Annotated in this window: 15 protein-coding genes; 6 read left to right on the top strand and 9 right to left on the bottom strand. The window is 41.5% G+C overall.

Annotated features, from left to right (window positions below):
• The first annotated feature begins 7 nt into the window (after positions 1 to 7).
• Entirely contained in the window at positions 8 to 610 is a 603-nt protein-coding gene (gene coaE, locus FTT88_RS05970) for a dephospho-CoA kinase (protein WP_180145506.1), read from the top strand.
• A gap of 14 nt (positions 611 to 624) precedes the next feature.
• On the opposite strand, the gene FTT88_RS05965 is transcribed toward coaE, so the two are convergent.
• From FTT88_RS05965 to FTT88_RS05955, 3 genes are all read right to left on the bottom strand, one after another.
• Entirely contained in the window at positions 625 to 1,545 is a 921-nt protein-coding gene (locus tag FTT88_RS05965) for a DMT family transporter (RefSeq protein WP_373886702.1), read from the bottom strand.
• 8 nt (positions 1,546 to 1,553) lie between these two features.
• The gene (gene rlmB / locus FTT88_RS05960) at positions 1,554 to 2,312 is read right to left on the bottom strand and encodes a 23S rRNA (guanosine(2251)-2'-O)-methyltransferase RlmB (RefSeq protein WP_168378207.1); all 759 of its coding nucleotides are present in this window, start codon (positions 2,310 to 2,312) and stop codon (positions 1,554 to 1,556) included.
• 177 nt (positions 2,313 to 2,489) lie between these two features.
• Positions 2,490 to 2,813: a pyrimidine/purine nucleoside phosphorylase gene (locus FTT88_RS05955; protein WP_067763086.1), complete on the bottom strand. Its 324-nt coding sequence runs from the start codon at positions 2,811 to 2,813 to the stop codon at positions 2,490 to 2,492.
• 598 nt (positions 2,814 to 3,411) lie between these two features.
• Between FTT88_RS05955 and recN the strand changes: the two genes are divergently transcribed.
• A complete protein-coding gene (recN, locus tag FTT88_RS05950) occupies positions 3,412 to 5,073 on the top strand; it encodes a DNA repair protein RecN (RefSeq protein ID WP_078189423.1) in 1,662 nt (553 codons plus the stop codon).
• Between the two features lie 61 nt (positions 5,074 to 5,134).
• Here recN and FTT88_RS05945 read toward each other — a convergent pair whose 3' ends face one another.
• Positions 5,135 to 5,860, bottom strand: coding sequence for a hypothetical protein (locus FTT88_RS05945; RefSeq protein WP_180110460.1), 726 nt, complete (start codon positions 5,858 to 5,860; stop codon positions 5,135 to 5,137).
• Positions 5,861 to 6,168: 308 nt separating this feature from the next.
• Here FTT88_RS05945 and FTT88_RS05940 point away from each other — a divergent pair, with 308 nt between their 5' ends.
• Positions 6,169 to 6,723 (top strand): YqgE/AlgH family protein, encoded by a 555-nt coding sequence (locus tag FTT88_RS05940; protein ID WP_078189425.1) that lies wholly within the window; start codon positions 6,169 to 6,171, stop codon positions 6,721 to 6,723.
• Entirely contained in the window at positions 6,716 to 7,159 is a 444-nt protein-coding gene (gene ruvX, locus FTT88_RS05935; protein ID WP_180074133.1) for a Holliday junction resolvase RuvX, read from the top strand. Before FTT88_RS05940 ends, ruvX begins: the two co-directional genes overlap by 8 nt.
• A 105-nt stretch (positions 7,160 to 7,264) precedes the next feature.
• Here ruvX and FTT88_RS05930 read toward each other — a convergent pair whose 3' ends face one another.
• Genes FTT88_RS05930 through FTT88_RS05920 form a run of 3 tightly spaced genes read right to left on the bottom strand, consistent with a single transcriptional unit; the run spans position 7,265 to position 10,602 of the window.
• On the bottom strand, positions 7,265 to 8,269 hold the full coding sequence (locus tag FTT88_RS05930) for an HlyD family secretion protein (protein ID WP_180088872.1): 1,005 nt from the start codon (positions 8,267 to 8,269) through the stop codon (positions 7,265 to 7,267).
• Positions 8,270 to 8,303: 34 nt separating this feature from the next.
• Positions 8,304 to 8,510 (bottom strand): DUF1656 domain-containing protein, encoded by a 207-nt coding sequence (locus FTT88_RS05925; protein ID WP_168378210.1) that lies wholly within the window; start codon positions 8,508 to 8,510, stop codon positions 8,304 to 8,306.
• The gene (locus FTT88_RS05920; protein ID WP_180173770.1) at positions 8,503 to 10,602 is read right to left on the bottom strand and encodes an FUSC family protein; all 2,100 of its coding nucleotides are present in this window, start codon (positions 10,600 to 10,602) and stop codon (positions 8,503 to 8,505) included. Before FTT88_RS05920 ends, FTT88_RS05925 begins: the two co-directional genes overlap by 8 nt.
• 463 nt (positions 10,603 to 11,065) lie before the next feature.
• Between FTT88_RS05920 and FTT88_RS05915 the strand changes: the two genes are divergently transcribed.
• Positions 11,066 to 11,842, top strand: coding sequence for an IclR family transcriptional regulator (locus FTT88_RS05915; protein ID WP_168378212.1), 777 nt, complete (start codon positions 11,066 to 11,068; stop codon positions 11,840 to 11,842).
• A gap of 230 nt (positions 11,843 to 12,072) precedes the next feature.
• Here FTT88_RS05915 and FTT88_RS05910 read toward each other — a convergent pair whose 3' ends face one another.
• Positions 12,073 to 12,699 carry an alpha-ketoglutarate-dependent dioxygenase AlkB gene (locus FTT88_RS05910; protein ID WP_078192573.1) on the bottom strand — a complete coding sequence of 209 codons (627 nt, stop codon included), beginning with the start codon at positions 12,697 to 12,699 and terminating at the stop codon, positions 12,073 to 12,075.
• Between the two features lie 172 nt (positions 12,700 to 12,871).
• On the opposite strand from FTT88_RS05910, the gene FTT88_RS05905 reads away from it, so the two are divergent.
• Positions 12,872 to 14,668 (top strand): ABC transporter ATP-binding protein, encoded by a 1,797-nt coding sequence (locus FTT88_RS05905; protein ID WP_078189432.1) that lies wholly within the window; start codon positions 12,872 to 12,874, stop codon positions 14,666 to 14,668.
• Between the two features lie 58 nt (positions 14,669 to 14,726).
• Here FTT88_RS05905 and phoU read toward each other — a convergent pair whose 3' ends face one another.
• On the bottom strand, positions 14,727 to 15,443 hold the full coding sequence (gene phoU / locus FTT88_RS05900; RefSeq protein WP_078189433.1) for a phosphate signaling complex protein PhoU: 717 nt from the start codon (positions 15,441 to 15,443) through the stop codon (positions 14,727 to 14,729).
• Between the last annotated feature and the right edge of the window lie 22 nt (positions 15,444 to 15,465).

Here is a 15,465-nt window from a genome sequence, read left to right as displayed (position 1 = left end):
TCGTTGTATGACATTTGTCTTGGGTTTAACAGGTGGTATTGGTAGCGGTAAATCTGCTGCAAGCAATTGGTTTGAACTCCAAGGCATTCAAGTCGTTGATGCTGATCTCGTTGCACGTGAGATAGTCGAACCTGGTCAACCCGCACTGAATCAAATTCAGCAACATTTTGGTGATTGGGTTTTACAGGAAAATGGTGAGTTAAATCGGCGCGCTTTACGTGAACATATCTTTAAAGATCCTACAGCACGTCAAGCACTTGAAGCCATTACCCATCCTGCAATACGCCAGTCCATTATCCAACAATTAAACGAAGCCACTAGCCCCTATGTCATCTTGGTTTCACCACTATTATTTGAAACCAATCAACATGAATTGACCAATCACACCTTGCTGATTGATGCCACAGAACAATTGCAAATTCAGCGTGCATCACAGCGCGATGGTCAAAATATCGAGCAAATCCAAAAAATTATTCAAGTTCAAATGTCACGTCAGGAAAAGCAAAAAATCGCCGATGATATCGTGCTGAATGATGGTCATTTAGATCATCTTTATGCGCAGCTTCGGCCCTTGCATCTCAAGTACTTAGCGCACGCTGAAAAAAACTAAATAAAAAAGCAGTCTTACTCAGACTGCTTTTTTTGTTGTTCGAGTTGCTGCTCTAGACTGTCCTTTCGCCCCAACCATTTCCACGGTTGAATCGCTCCAATCCCCATCCCGACTAATCCGCACACGATTGCAAAACTTAAAGGTTCATTTAGCAGCGGCACCGCTAAAATCGCAGCAATAAAAGGTGCCAAAGTTACGATGCTTCCGGCTTTAAATGCACCCAAGCGCTTGATCGCCTCTACATACGTTAAAGTCGCAATAATCACCACAAAAATACCGTGAAAGATGACTTGCCCAATGAGCTGCAGCGGCTCAGGATCGGACCAATGTTTAGGGGAAAATAGTAGGTAAATTGGCACAAATACCACGGCAGACCAAATCGCAACCCCCGCCATGGCATGCCAAGCAGAGAGTTTCCATTGTTTAAGCAATACCGTAAATATCCCCCACCAAATGGCACTGATAAAAAACAGCAAATCACCGAGACCAAATGCTACACCGGTTTCCACATACATCAGATAGCTCATTAAGCTAATGGCCGAAACCATAATGACCACACTGATCCAGGTATGCTTATCGAGCGGCTGCTTGAAGATCAAAAACGCGGCTATGGCTGTACATAAAGGAATACAACCATTGAGGAAAATTGCAGCATGGGCCGCAGGAGCATAATGAAATGCGCTATAGGCCGTTAAACAATAGGTCACCCCACCGAGCATAGCAAGGATAAAAGGCTCTTTTTTCCATAAAAAAGCCGTATCTTTTTTATAAATCAAAATTGGCATTAAGATGCAAAATGCCAAAGCAAACCTGAGCGCCGTGATATCCCAAGCACTGATTCCCCAATTGGCGCTTAAACGCGCCGTTAAGGTAAATCCACCCCAAATACACATGGTAATGAACACATATAAATAACCTTGCTTTTGAGGAGACATCATCACTGCTATTTCAATTCATTATTACGTTGACGGCATGCTTCATACAATGCCATACCTGTCGCGACACTGACATTTAAGCTTTGCAAATTACCAGCCATTGGAATGTAAACAGTTTGATCACATTGCGCCTGCGTAATAGGACGTAAACCTGTATCTTCAGCGCCCATCACCACACATACACCCGTACCTGTGAAGTCAAAATTTTGAATCGGCAATGCTTTTTCATCTAGCATAGTGCCGACCACACGTACATTAAAGTCTTCTTTGATTTGAGCCAAGGTACGTGCCAAGTTCGTCACCTGAATAAACTTCACTTTTTCAGCACCACCTGCAGCAACTTTACGGGCTGTTGGGGTAAGCGTCGCTGAACGATCACGCGGTGCAATCACAGCTTCAACACCCATGGCTGCCGCTGTACGAATGCATGCACCAAGGTTATGTGGATCTGTAATATGATCTAATGCCAATAGCAACGCATTTGGATTGGCTTGTAATAAAGCCTCTAAATCTTTTTCGTTCAAAACTGGATGTGGACGTACAGCAGCAACCACACCTTGATGGAACGGTTGTCCCGCAAGTTTTTCCAAACTATCACGACTAGCTTTTTGAATGCTGACACCAAACGGTTCTGCAAGCTCAAAAATACGTTTTAAACGCTGATCATCACGTCCTTTTAACGCAAATAAAGTTAAAACGCGTTCTGGCTCAAGTTCCAGTAATGACTCCACTGAATGAACGCCATAATAATATTCCGGTTTCGCCATGAACGACCTCTAAATTGCAAACTTCGATAAACTTTTGAACAGGGTATGATATCCCTAGAGCACAGCATAGGCTGCCAAAAAGAAAAATCCTGCAAAGCAAGCTTTACAGGATTTATGCTATGACACATAGTTTAACCGATTTGAGGTTAAAAAACTGTGCCTAAATTGATTGAATCATTAGCCTTCTAAGTGGCACACATAATCCAACACTTCGTCTGTTTCAATTTTAAATCGGCTATTACCTGGCACGTAGAATGATTGACCCGCACGGAATAATTCGCTTTCTTCGCTATCTGCAATTTGAACACGACATTCACCTGAAATAATTTCCATACGTTCAGGTACATGGGTTTCAAAAGTCAGCGCTTGTTCAGTTGGAAGCAACACACCCAGTGTTTTCTTTGTTCCATCTTCAAATTGCACAGTATGGCTGATGCATAGACCGCCAAAATAAACATTTGATTTTTTGATTACCGATACATGATCAAACTGTGCTGACATGCGTTTTCTCCAGATAAAGCATATTTATAATATTTTGATCGATGTAGTTTAATTGTGCTGCAAAAACTAATCAATCTGTGTTGAAAACTGTGCGATAGATAATTACAAAAATCTGAGTACTGGATGTGCCCCTATTTCATCCCACCACCTCAACATTTAGAGTCTAAAACAAGCTGTGCTGTTGTACAAAATACTTTTTTGTTTCATCCACTAAAGTCCTAGTTAGGGTTAATTGAAACGCTGCAAACTCATTTCAAAAAAATAGCAGCGTGATGAATCATATTGGTGGATTTGAGTGACCAAATCATGACGTTTTATGGCAATAACACGCTAGATTAAATACAAGAATACATACACAAACGTGTTTTGTGAGGACTTGGCAGGACATTTGATGGTTTCAGCTCACGTTATGCAAGATCACCTACTCTTTACATCACAACACTGCATGGATACAGCGGATAAGAAACTAATTTCTTGTTAAACTGAAATTTAAGATAGAATTATGAGGTTTTTCGTCATCTTAAAATAAAACTTGTCTTGTGACCAAAACAAAACTTAATTATCTTTAACTAGAACTTTTCGCAGCTCGGATGCGTTTATGCTGACACATTTAACTCTGATCAATTTTGCATTAGCCGACCATTTAGCCATCGACATTGAACAAGGCTTTAATGTCCTGACGGGTGAAACGGGTGCAGGTAAATCTTTACTTCTAGACGCATTATCAGCTTGCTTAGGTGAACGTACAGACACCAACTACGTGCGCTATGGATCAGACAAAGCCGATGTGACAGCGACCTTTAGCTATCAAGAGCACAGCCCTGAAGCGCTTTGGCTCAAAGAACACGAACTAGATGATGAGTCTGGCGAAATCCATTTACGTCGCGTGATTTTTGCAACAGGTCGCAGCAAGGCATGGATAAATGGACGTCCGAGCAGCTTGTCCGAGTTAAAAGAAATTGGCCGCTTATTGGTACAACTTTATAGCCAACACAGCCAACAACAACTCTTAGAACCACCCTATCCAAAGCATTGGTTGGATCGTTATTATAATTTTTATCAGCCTGCTCAAGCCGTGCGTGATGCCTATAGCAAATGGCAAAAGGACATTCGTCAGCACCAAGCAGCACTCGATGCACAGGCTACACGTAAGCAACGGATAGAAACGCTTGAACTTCAATTGGAAGAACTTGAAGACGTTGTGCAAACGGACTACAAAGAAATCGAGCAAGAATTTGACCGTCTCAGTCATCATGAACATATCATGCAAGATTGTAGCTATGGTCTAAATGCCCTCGATGATGCCGAGCAAAATATCAATCAAGAAATGGGCGCGATCATTCGTCGGATTGAATCGCATGCAGGACGTAGTGAACAACTTTCTGAAATTTATACATCGCTGCTGAACGCTCAAAGTGAAATTGAAGATGCGACAGCAAATTTACGTCAGTTTATTGATCGTCAAAGTTTCGATCCTGAACGTATGGACGAATTAAACACTAAACTCGAAGTTTTTCATCGCTTAGCGCGTAAATATCGTACTCAGCCTGAAGACTTAAAAAATGATTATGATGCGTGGCAACTTGAGCTAGAACAATTACATCAACTTGAAGATCCTGAAACCTTAGCTGAACAAGTGGAAGTGTCTCATCAAGACTTTTTAGCCAAAGCACAGCATTTGGATGATATTCGTCGTGAAGCGTCTACCCCATTGGCGAAGCAGTTGACTGAACAAGTGAAGCAGCTCGCGCTCCCAGAGGCTCATTTTGAATTTAAATTTGAGCCTCTAGAACAAGCTTCAAGTGAAGGTTTAAGCTTTATTCAACTTCTGTTCACCGCAAACAAAGGGATTCCTGCTCAGCCTTTAGCACGCGTGGCATCGGGGGGGGAATTGTCACGTATTGCATTAGTCATGCAAGTGATGAATGCTGAAAAAACCGAATCCGAAGTGTTAGTCTTTGATGAAATTGATGTCGGGATCAGTGGCGGAACGGCAGAAATTGTCGGACGTTTGTTGGCTGATTTGGCACAGCATGTTCAAATTTTATGTATTACTCACCAAGCCCAAGTCGCTGCTCAATCTGACCAACATCTCCTGGTGAAAAAACGTCAAACGGATCCTGCAAGCAGTACCATTATCGAATTAGAAGAAGATGATCGGATTCAAGAGCTGGCTCGAATGACTGGTGGTGTGGAGATTAGTCAAACGACCTTACAACACGCAAAACAGTTGCGACAATTAAAATTTCAACATAGTTAATTTTTGATGCTTTCAAAAAAGCCTGTGTATTCAAAGTACACAGGCTTTTTTCTTAAATACACTATTTGAAAATCCCCTGATACACAAAGCCTTTTGAGCCCAAGCTATAGCGTAAATATTTATACTGCGGCTGATGTTGTTGATTGAGTAACATAACATCCACGTGTTTCGGACTGATTTTGAGATATTCATTACCGCTACGACGATCGGTTTCATAATGGCAGTCATAATCTACCGAGATTTGATCTAGTTTCTTTTGCTTAGTTTGAAATACATAAGATTTAAGTAACTGTTTTGGTCCAACTTCAACAGCTCTTAGATGATGTAGTCCACTGCAATTATCACCTTTATAATAACTCTTCACCAAATATACGGTTTTATTTTGGATGTTGACCGGCAAAATTTGATTGATATAGCCTGAGTCAAATTGATCTAAATGTTGCGTTTTTCCCGTTGCATATTGCACATAGCTGCTCCACTCCCCCATCGTGCCTCCGCCAGACACATCAAAACTATAAAATTTAAGTTTTTTATCTGGTGAATATTGCACATGAACAAAACCTTGCTTTTCGAGTTGCGTAAATCCGTAGTGAAAACTGCTCGGATCTGCCGCAATGACATCCACAATTTCACGTTCTATCGCTTCATTGACCTCATAAAAATTTAAGTTTTTATATTTTTTAATCACCTGAGATTCATGTTTTTGTAAGTCAGCGCTTCCTGCAAAGCCTGAAATAGGTAGGCTTGCACAGAGTGCCATCCCTATTATTTTTGAATAATGTGTCATTGTTTTACCCTCAGTTTATCCTGCTATTTTAAGCAATCTCAGTCATCCATCACGTATATCTTCTCCTCACTTTTGTACTGCTGTTGTTCAAATCACCAATCATCGCTTCACAATTCACCGTATTGTAGACCTGCCTGCACGATGAAGATTTTTAGCATGTCCCTCATCGGTCGTGCATGACAAATATTGAATTTGCAGAAAAACTCATTGTTGAAAACTTGTGAGTCTAGTATGTTGATAAATACAACGTTATTCGAATGCAATTCACCCCAAGAATGAAACTTACCCCAATAAGGAGAAGCCATTAGGTGACTAAACAATACCTTACACACCGCTGCCTGATTGCTCCACCCGAAATGAACGATGAATTCTTTGCCAATACGGTGATTTATTTAGCGCGACATGATGAAGATGGCGCTCAAGGCATCATTATTAATCGTCCATCAGGTTTACAGATCAAAGAACTCTTGAATGATTTGGAAATTGAGGCAGATAATGTGCATCCTCATGAAGTGTTGCAAGGTGGACCTTTGCGCCCAGAGGCAGGTTTTGTTCTTCATACCGGTCAACCGACATGGCATTCGTCTATTGCTGTAGGTGAAAATGTCTGTATTACCACGTCTAAAGATATTTTAGACGCGATTGCACACAATGAAGGTGTGGGTCGTTATCAGGTGGCCCTAGGCTATGCCAGTTGGGGTAAAAGCCAATTAGAAGAAGAAATTGCTCGGGGTGATTGGCTCATTTGTGACTCAGACATGGATTTAATATTTAACTTACCTTATGACGACCGCTGGGACGCTGCCTATAAAAAAATGGGCGTAGACCGCATGTGGTTATCATCTGAGATTGGACATGCCTGATTTACAACAATATCAAATGATTATGGCCTTTGACTTTGGCACACAAAAAACAGGAATGGCTGTGGGACAAGCCCTGATTGAAAGTGCAAATCCCCTGCCACTCTTTCCCATGAAAGATGGCATTCCCAATTGGGATAATCTACTCAAGATTGTGAAACAGTATCAGCCGGATTTGTTCATCGTGGGTCTACCGCTCAATATGGATGATAGCGAATCTGAACTCTCCACACGTGCGCGTAAATTTGCACGACGCCTTCGCCACCAAACCAATATTGAAACCTTGATGGTCGATGAACGCTTAACGACACGTGAAGCGCGTGATGAATTAGATCATTATCAAGCCCAAGGCCGTGCGAAGAATCTTTCTGCCGACAGCCTTGCTGCAGCATTGTTTATTGAAAGTTGGTATCGAAATCCAGTCGGGCTAAAACCTTAAGCGCTTTCAACAAACAGGCAAATAAAAAAGCATCCGAAAGAGGATGCTTTTTTATGCGCAAGATTGATCACTCAATGCTGCGCGAATGAAATGATTGGGGATAACTTAGTTTTTATCCACAATATGAATCGTGGTGGTTCGACCCGCGACAAAAGCCAGCTGATCATGCGGCACTTCATCCAGTACAATTTTCACTGGTACACGCTGTGCCAAACGGACCCAACTAAAGGTTGGATTGACATTGGCAAGTAAGCCATCAGTCGATGTACGTTCACGGTCTTCAATCCCTGTTGCAACGCCTTGTACATGGCCTTTATAAACTTCAGAACTTCCCATCAGTTGGATTGTTGCAGGTGCGCCAACATAGATTTTATCCAGTTTGGTTTCTTCAAAATATCCCACAACATACAATTGTTGACGGTCAATTAAGGCCGCTACGGCTTGACCGACTTTGACGTAATTCCCTGCTTTGAGCTCAAAGTTAGACAATGTTCCATCAGTCGGTGCAACCACTTCTGAACGTTTTAAATTCAATTCAGCCAAATGCAAACTGCTATTCGCCGCTTCAATTAGGGCTTTTTGCTGCACCACACTAGCTTTGGCTTGCTCAATCGCTGCCTGAGTTTGCTCATGCTCTGCATGTGATTGATCACGTACTGCAAACATTTGATCTTGTTCTTGTTTTGAAATCGCACCATCCATCAAACTTGCATAACGATTTGCATTTTTATCTGCAAGATTGATATTGGCTTGTGACTTCACTAGATTGGCTTTAGCTTCAGCAAGCTGCGCTTCAGCCCCTGCTAGTCCAGCTTTGGCTTTTGCCAAGTCAGATTTGGCTTGCTCAACATCCAAAGCTTGACGTGCCACATCTATACGAAACAGCACTTGGCCTTTTTTCACTTGTTGGTTGTCTTGAACCAAGACGTCTGTGACCAAACCTGAAACATCCGATGACACTTGAATTACATCACCACGTACCCGTCCATCACGCGTCCATGGTTCCGAATTGTAATATTCCCAAATATGTTTCAGCGCAAGTAATGCGCCACATAGCACAATTATTAGCAATATAGGCCGAATATATTTTCGGACATTCAAATTGGTCATACGATTACCTCAATCATTTCATTTTTTTAGGGGCTTAGAACTGGCAGAAAATAAAGATTTCATGCACCAGCCAAAGCAACATCACAAATACACCCAAATAAAAAATATTGGGCATCGGCACCCAATCTTGCGCCATCCATCGGTCAAGCAAACGCATGATGACCCGTAATAACAGATAGGCCAATACCGCTTGAATCAATAGAATGGGCACATAGACGCCATATACATTTAGCTCACCCATGTTGTGCCTCGACCTGTAAATGATTTGGAGTCTGCTGTGTTAGAACATGACAAAAACTGCTTTGAATATTGTTCAGTAAATACTGAATTCGATGCATAACATCGTCGTTTTCAATACCCTGAACGGCCTGATTCAATCGTTGAATTCGCTCTACAATTTGCTGTTTCAAGCTCATATACACATTCTTTTGCCCTTGTTCCATGGCCCGAAAATAGTCATCTAAATCCTGTTGTAACTCTTCGAGTTCGCTGACCAATGCATCATTCGGATCGAGTTTATTCATCAGTTCTTGTAAGCGGGTCAAATCAATCACCGCACTGGCTTCCACCAAAGCCCACTCGATCTGTTGTTTCAAATTTCCTGATTGCACCATTTTGCTGTTTAGGATGCCAATTCGGTCCAACATACTGCGTAAATGCACCCGAAACGGTAAGCCGTACGGCAGATATAAAGCCTGACGCAGTGCTTTGTAGTGCTGTGAAAGTATGCGTTGGGCCGTCATATCTGGTGACATTGCACGTACTAAATGAATAATAAATACCGAGATAATGGGTCCCAAAACCGTCCCAATCGATGCATCAAAGAAAAACACCTGATCGAGGCTAAAGCGGTTTTGAAAATTCAGTCCCATGATGGTGCCCATCAAAAGCGGCAAGCTGATCCCAATCAAAGGCGGATGTAAAAACAGCATCAGACAGAACATCACAAACGGTGCTAACACCACGATCAACTGCCAAAAAGCGGTCACATGCGGGAAAATGCCATAGGCGTAGATAAACACCATGAAAGCCGCATACATATTGGCGCGAATAAACATTTTCAATGCAGGAACAGGGTTATCCATTGCAGTTAAAATACAGGCACTGATCGCAGCCATTTCAGCCATCATAAATCCAGCTTTCCACCCACTAACGATCCAAAAACCCGTGGAAATTAAAATAATCAGACACGCAGACACTCCGCCACGAATAGCAACCCCCGCATCTCGGTGCAAAGTCGGATAATGACTATTGCTCAAGGCGGTCAGTGTGGCTGGTAAAGTTGAATCGCCTTGCTGTACCCGCTGCCAAAGCAAGCGAATCGCACGGATATTCTGAATAAAATGGCGAATATCCATTTTTAGACTGCCCAAAATCACCTGCTGTGATGGCAATGCCTGTGCCTGAATCTGTTGAAAATCTTGCTCAAACTGTTCAGGCAATTGATTAAGTTTACTTTCCTCAATCTGATGTTGATCTAATAAAAACGCGGCAATATGTTCATGGGCTTGCTTGAGTGCCGTCCGATAATGTATGTCCAGACCGTCTAATTGTTTCATCCGTTCAGACATGGCCACCAAGTTACTGACCAACAAACTCAACTGATGCAAGATTTCCTGCAATGGACGTGTCATACCTTTTAAGGTAGATTTTTCATAAGACAAATGCACCGCCATGACATGTATATCCGCGATATCTCGTGCAATATTGCCGAGGTTTTTTGAATAATTTTCTAGTTCGGCGGGCTCTAATAAAATCTGATCAAAAATTTCTTTGGTATCGGCAAAGGTTTTACTCACCCGTGTTTCGACGGCAGGGCCAATATGCATTGGAAATAATGTCGTGGTCACGATGGCACTACATACCACACCCACCGTAATTTCGAGAAAACGCCCCAAGGCCATATCGAAGATCGAAGCGGTATCAATAAAATACACCACGTTAAAACAGATAATGACCGTGGTATAACCCGCCAACATGGAAACATAACTACGAGGCGTACGGTCTAGCAGTGACAAATACAAGCAAAACCCAACCCAAACCGCTAAAAACACCGTAAACAGTACAGGCATGTGGATGAGATGTGGCAGTGCCACCACTGACACAGCCGCCCCTAAGAACGTCCCTAATACACGATACAAACTTTTTGAAGACGTCATGCCTGAATATGGATTCGCGATCACGAAAACGGTGCCAATTGCCCAAATCGGATAAGCCAAATTCAGTACAAAGGCTACATACAATGCCAACATGCCCGCGATGAACGTTTTGGTCGCAAAAATCCAGTCCATTTTATTGGGCCGAAAAGCGAGTATTTGTTTCGTCAGCAGCATGATTGATCTCGTCAGTTTGCTTCTTTTTAGTGAAAACGGCCTCGTATCGAATGCTTAAACATTCGACAGCACAACCTGTATCACGGCACAGGAATGACTAGAAATTTCAATAAGTAAAGAAGCGATTCAAATCGTGTTTCAAACCATTTGAATACAAAAAGTAATGTGCAACATTGCCTGCGCATCGAAAGAATGAGCGATATTTATTCAATATAGGATATTTTCACAACAATTTTGCTTAAAAAACAAATTAAAGTCAATATTAATATCTTATTTTGATAATTAGTCTATATTTTAAATGCATATTTCAATTTTTTATTATGCTTTTATCAGAATAACCCAAGAAACCCTGTGATATTTCAGATTTGTTTCATTTCCAATGTAGAAAAGCGCAACATCAGGCCGAGCAATTTGTTATAAAGTAACTTAACGATTCATTTTTATTGTGACCAAGCAGGTTCTTATGGCGCTTTCCAGTTTTGGTAAAATTCTCACCGTACTTGACTTATTTTCAGTTGCTCGTCCCATCATCAATGTCGACATTATTAGTGAAGAATTAGGCTTATCTAAACCAACGAGCTATCGCTATTTAAAAGAACTGGTCTCTGCTGAATTATTGCAGCGCCTCAGTGGAACTTCTGGCGATTACACACTGGGTTCAAAAATTGCTGTGCTTGATTTTATTTCTCGCACCACCGATCCATTGGTGCAAATTAGCATTCCCTTCATGAAAGAAATTGTGGAACGCACAGAGTCTTGTTGCTTATTGACGCATCTGAATATCGACTCATGTATTGATGTACATCATGAACTGTATAAGGACTATACTGCCTTGGCATATGGTCGAGGTAGCCCACGTCCAATGTACAAAGGCTCATCGTCTAAAGTGATTTTGTCGCAGTTACCTAAGCAACGGATTTTAGATTATTACCACCGTTTTGCGGACGAGTTATCTCAAGTTGGTTTTGCGCATAATGAAGAAGAATTTATGCTGCAAATGAAAAAGATTAAAAAGCAGGGTTATTATTTTTCCAATGGTGAAGTTGACCCAAATATGTCGAGCTTATCGATTCCGATTAAATTTTCCAGTAAAGAACCCCCGCTTGCTTTGACCCTATTGGCGTCTAAAAATCGTTTTGATTTTATGAATTTTCAGAAAGTTGTAGAAATGCTGCAAGACTGTACAGCGCGTATTGAGAAAAAATACAGCAGTATGATGGAAGAATCGGACGCCATTTAAATCTGATCAGATTGCGCACAACTGATGCGATGTTGTAAAGATGATATTTAATTAATCTGATAAACCCATATTATTAATTGAATTTATTAATTATAAATATTGGATAAATTATCATAATATGATTATTGTTCTTTAGCAGTCATCTCAGCCATGTGTTCCATGATTTCAGTTGATTGTCGCTATACTCTTCCTCAGAGAAAGAAAAAAGCTCATCTAGATATGGGCTTTTTTTACGGCTGTTGATCATAGAAATAACGAAAGGTTAAATTCACCCTCGGCTCGGTCACTTTCATCGACTTCATTAGGGCATGTTTCCAATACCGTTGGGTTTTCCCACGCATCACAATCAACTGTCCACTTTGCAGTAAAAGCTGTACTTTCTCTTGAGTGCTTTTATGTTTAAAGCAAAACTTTCGGCTTGCACCAAAACTCAAAGATGCGATCACCACCTGCTGTGTGGGTGAAAGCAAAGATGGCTCATCATCACTATGCCACCCCACCGCTTGCGTACCATTTTCGTATAAATTGGCCAAACAGGAATTAAACGTCTGACCCACCCGTTGCTCAATATATTTCTTTAAGCGCAGTAAAGCCGGATTCCAGATCAATGCCTGCTTTTGCATGCCTGAATAGTGATACTCATAATGAGCATCTCCATACCAAACCACTTTTCGTTCCGTTTGAAAATACTGTCCATGCAAAATGACTTCATCATGCTGCCAAGCCAACTGCGTGAGGAAATAGCGTAAATATTTTTCACTGTCTTCAGCATTGAAGATCAATCCATAATCTTCAACTTCACCATCATAGGGCAACAGATTTGCATGCGGTTCAGGCGTAAATAATTCAAAATTCATCGGTTCAACTCAACACTGTTTGGCACAGCAGCGTGATGCTGATGTCGTGAGCACATTTAAAAAATATCTTAGCCGAAAAACTCTCGTCACAAATCAAAACATTGTCATTACTTGTCGCATAGAATTTTCAGTCTTAGACTAAAGCTCATATTCACAATAAAAATAATTGCTTATGAATCTGTGGCAACTTTTCCAAAAATTACGCCCATTCGTACAGCCATACCGCTGGCTGGTGGTCGTGACGCTGATCTTGACCTTAATTGGCTCACTCACGGCACAGGTGAATGCCCTGACACTCAAATATGCCGTAGACAGCATCAATCAGCTTTTACAACAAGGCCTCGGTCTAGCCAATGGTTGGCACATATTAATCACAATCACCGTAGTTTTACTGGGAAAAGAAGTCATCAATGCCATCGTGCAATTTGGACAAAAATCGTTTGGTGAAAAATTACGTATTTTAATTTCTCAGGATTTGTCCCAAGGCATTATTGAAAAATTTATCACCTATCGATTGGCATTCTTCGATCAACAAGACAACCAAGCAGGTAAGCTCCAAACTCGAATTGATCGGGGTGTCAGCTCGCTCACACGACTGGTTCAAATCTTTTTTATTGATATTTTACCGCTTTTTACCAGTGCGATTATTGCACTGGGCTTAATGTATTATGCCAATGTTTGGGTTGGCGTGGTGGCCACAATTATTGTGCCGATTTATTTTTGGCTGACCTTTAAACAATCACAAAAACTGGCAGGCAAACGCCGTGCCCTACGCGATAATTTTGAAAAGAAAAATCAGGGTATTCTGAGTATTATCAACTCGATAACGGTCATTAAATCTTTTAACAAAGAAGCCGTCGAATCGAAAAAGCAATTAAATCTGCAAAAGTCGCTGACTGAAAACCAGATGCAGACACGGCAAACCAGTTATATCTTTGACGGACTCAAAACCTTTATTGAACAGGTCGGTGTAGTGCTGATCATCATTCTGACGGCCTATTTTGTTTTGGATGGGCAAATGAGTATCGGGATGATTATGTATCACGTGTTGTTATTTAATAATGTCTCTGCCCCGATTCGCTCGCTGCATCGTATCTATGATGAAATTAACTCTGCGATGATTTATTCGGAAAGCTTCTTTAATATCTTAGAAGCGGATCATGAAATTGAAACCAGTGGCACTGCTCAACCTCCGATTCAAGGTCAATTTGAATTGAGCAATGTCGACTTTAGCTATCCCAATGGCTTTCAGGCATTGCACCGCATCAACATGACCATCCAACCGAACAAAATCACCGCGTTGGTTGGTTTATCTGGCGCTGGTAAATCGACATTAATTAGCTTACTGGATAAGTTTTATCATCCTCAAGCGGGCAATATCAAACTCGATGGCATCGATTTAGAACAGATTGATACACAGTATTTACGTGAAAATATTGGTTTGGTATTGCAAAAAAATCATATTTTCCCAGGTTCAATTTTTGAAAATATTCGCTATGGCAAAAGTACAGCTACAGAGCAAGAAGTCTTTGATGCGGCAAGGAAAGCCTCGATCCATGATCAGATCTTAAAACTGCCACATGCCTATGAAGCCGATGCTTTACTGCTCTCAGGTGGACAGCAACAACGTATTGCCTTGGCACGCATGTTCCTGAAAAATCCGCCGATTATTTTCTTGGATGAGCCGACTGCGAGTTTAGATGCGATCGCGGCTGAACAAATTAAAAATAGTCTGGATCAAATTAAGCAAGGGCGTACCGTTATCATGATTTCGCATAGTTTGTCGCAAATTATCGATGCCGATTACACCTATGTGATGAAAGACGGACAAATCGTAGAACACGGGGAGCATCATGATTTGTACCATCAAGAAGGTGCCTATAAGCAAATCTTCGATGCGATGGCGAAAAGTTTAAACATTGACAAAATTGCCCGAACTTTTGAGGAAGACGAAGAAACACATAGTTAATTTTAGACAAAAAAAAGCCCATCGTGTGATGGGCTTCGTTCATATTGGTTTTTATCAATTAACGCTGAACTTTTTGCTCAATTTCTTCAACACTGGTGTGACGGACATCTAGACCTTTCACCATATAAATCACTTGTTCAGAGATATTTCGAGCATGGTCACCAATACGTTCAAGTGAACGCAGCACCCAAAGTACATTCATGACCCGAGTAATGTGGCGTGGATCTTCTATCATATACGTCATGAGGGTACGGGTTGCCGATTGGTACTCGCGGTCAATATCAGCATCGGCCAAAAGGACACGTAAAGCCTGATCTACATCCAAACGTGCAAAGGCATCGAGCGCATCATGAATCATCACGCGGACTTGGTTGCCAATATGACGTGTTTCCATATAACCACGCGGTGAACCACCCTCTTCACACAAGCTTTGTGCAATACGGGCAATTTTTGCCGCTTCATCACCAATCCGTTCTAAATCGGTGTTGGCTTTCGACATCGCAATCACCATGCGTAGATCAATCGCAGCAGGATGACGACGCGCCAAAATTAGGGTAAGCGCTTCATCAATTTCAGTTTCCATACGGTTCACCGTATTGTCTTGAAATTGAACATCGATCGCCATCGTTGCATCCGTATCCAATAAGGCATGAATGGCATTTGCAACCTGCTGCTCCACCAAACCACCCATGGTCATAAATTTGGTATGCACATCCTGCAACTCTTCATTGAATTGCGAAGAAATGTGATGGTTTAAAACAGGATTATTAGGCAAAGCGAGTCTCCACTACAACGTG

This window comes from Acinetobacter sp. YH01024 (assembly GCF_013420195.1).
Taxonomy (GTDB): domain Bacteria; phylum Pseudomonadota; class Gammaproteobacteria; order Pseudomonadales; family Moraxellaceae; genus Acinetobacter; species Acinetobacter amyesii.
Note: the sequence above shows the minus strand (reverse complement) of the source record. Positions and strands in the feature narration are given on the sequence as shown.

What these genes read in the sequence shown, in the direction of transcription:
- coaE (WP_180145506.1), top strand. Translation starts at nt 8, where the DNA reads ATGACATTTGTCTTGGGTTTAACAGGTGGTATTGGTAGCGGTAAATCT.
- FTT88_RS05965 (WP_373886702.1), bottom strand. Translation starts at nt 1,545, where the DNA reads ATGTCTCCTCAAAAGCAAGGTTATTTATATGTGTTCATTACCATGTGT.
- rlmB (WP_168378207.1), bottom strand. Translation starts at nt 2,312, where the DNA reads ATGGCGAAACCGGAATATTATTATGGCGTTCATTCAGTGGAGTCATTA.
- FTT88_RS05955 (WP_067763086.1), bottom strand. Translation starts at nt 2,813, where the DNA reads ATGTCAGCACAGTTTGATCATGTATCGGTAATCAAAAAATCAAATGTT.
- recN (WP_078189423.1), top strand. Translation starts at nt 3,412, where the DNA reads ATGCTGACACATTTAACTCTGATCAATTTTGCATTAGCCGACCATTTA.
- FTT88_RS05945 (WP_180110460.1), bottom strand. Translation starts at nt 5,860, where the DNA reads ATGACACATTATTCAAAAATAATAGGGATGGCACTCTGTGCAAGCCTA.
- ruvX (WP_180074133.1), top strand. Translation starts at nt 6,716, where the DNA reads ATGCCTGATTTACAACAATATCAAATGATTATGGCCTTTGACTTTGGC.
- FTT88_RS05930 (WP_180088872.1), bottom strand. Translation starts at nt 8,269, where the DNA reads ATGACCAATTTGAATGTCCGAAAATATATTCGGCCTATATTGCTAATA.
- FTT88_RS05925 (WP_168378210.1), bottom strand. Translation starts at nt 8,510, where the DNA reads ATGGGTGAGCTAAATGTATATGGCGTCTATGTGCCCATTCTATTGATT.
- FTT88_RS05920 (WP_180173770.1), bottom strand. Translation starts at nt 10,602, where the DNA reads ATGCTGCTGACGAAACAAATACTCGCTTTTCGGCCCAATAAAATGGAC.
- FTT88_RS05915 (WP_168378212.1), top strand. Translation starts at nt 11,066, where the DNA reads ATGGCGCTTTCCAGTTTTGGTAAAATTCTCACCGTACTTGACTTATTT.
- FTT88_RS05910 (WP_078192573.1), bottom strand. Translation starts at nt 12,699, where the DNA reads ATGAATTTTGAATTATTTACGCCTGAACCGCATGCAAATCTGTTGCCC.
- FTT88_RS05905 (WP_078189432.1), top strand. Translation starts at nt 12,872, where the DNA reads ATGAATCTGTGGCAACTTTTCCAAAAATTACGCCCATTCGTACAGCCA.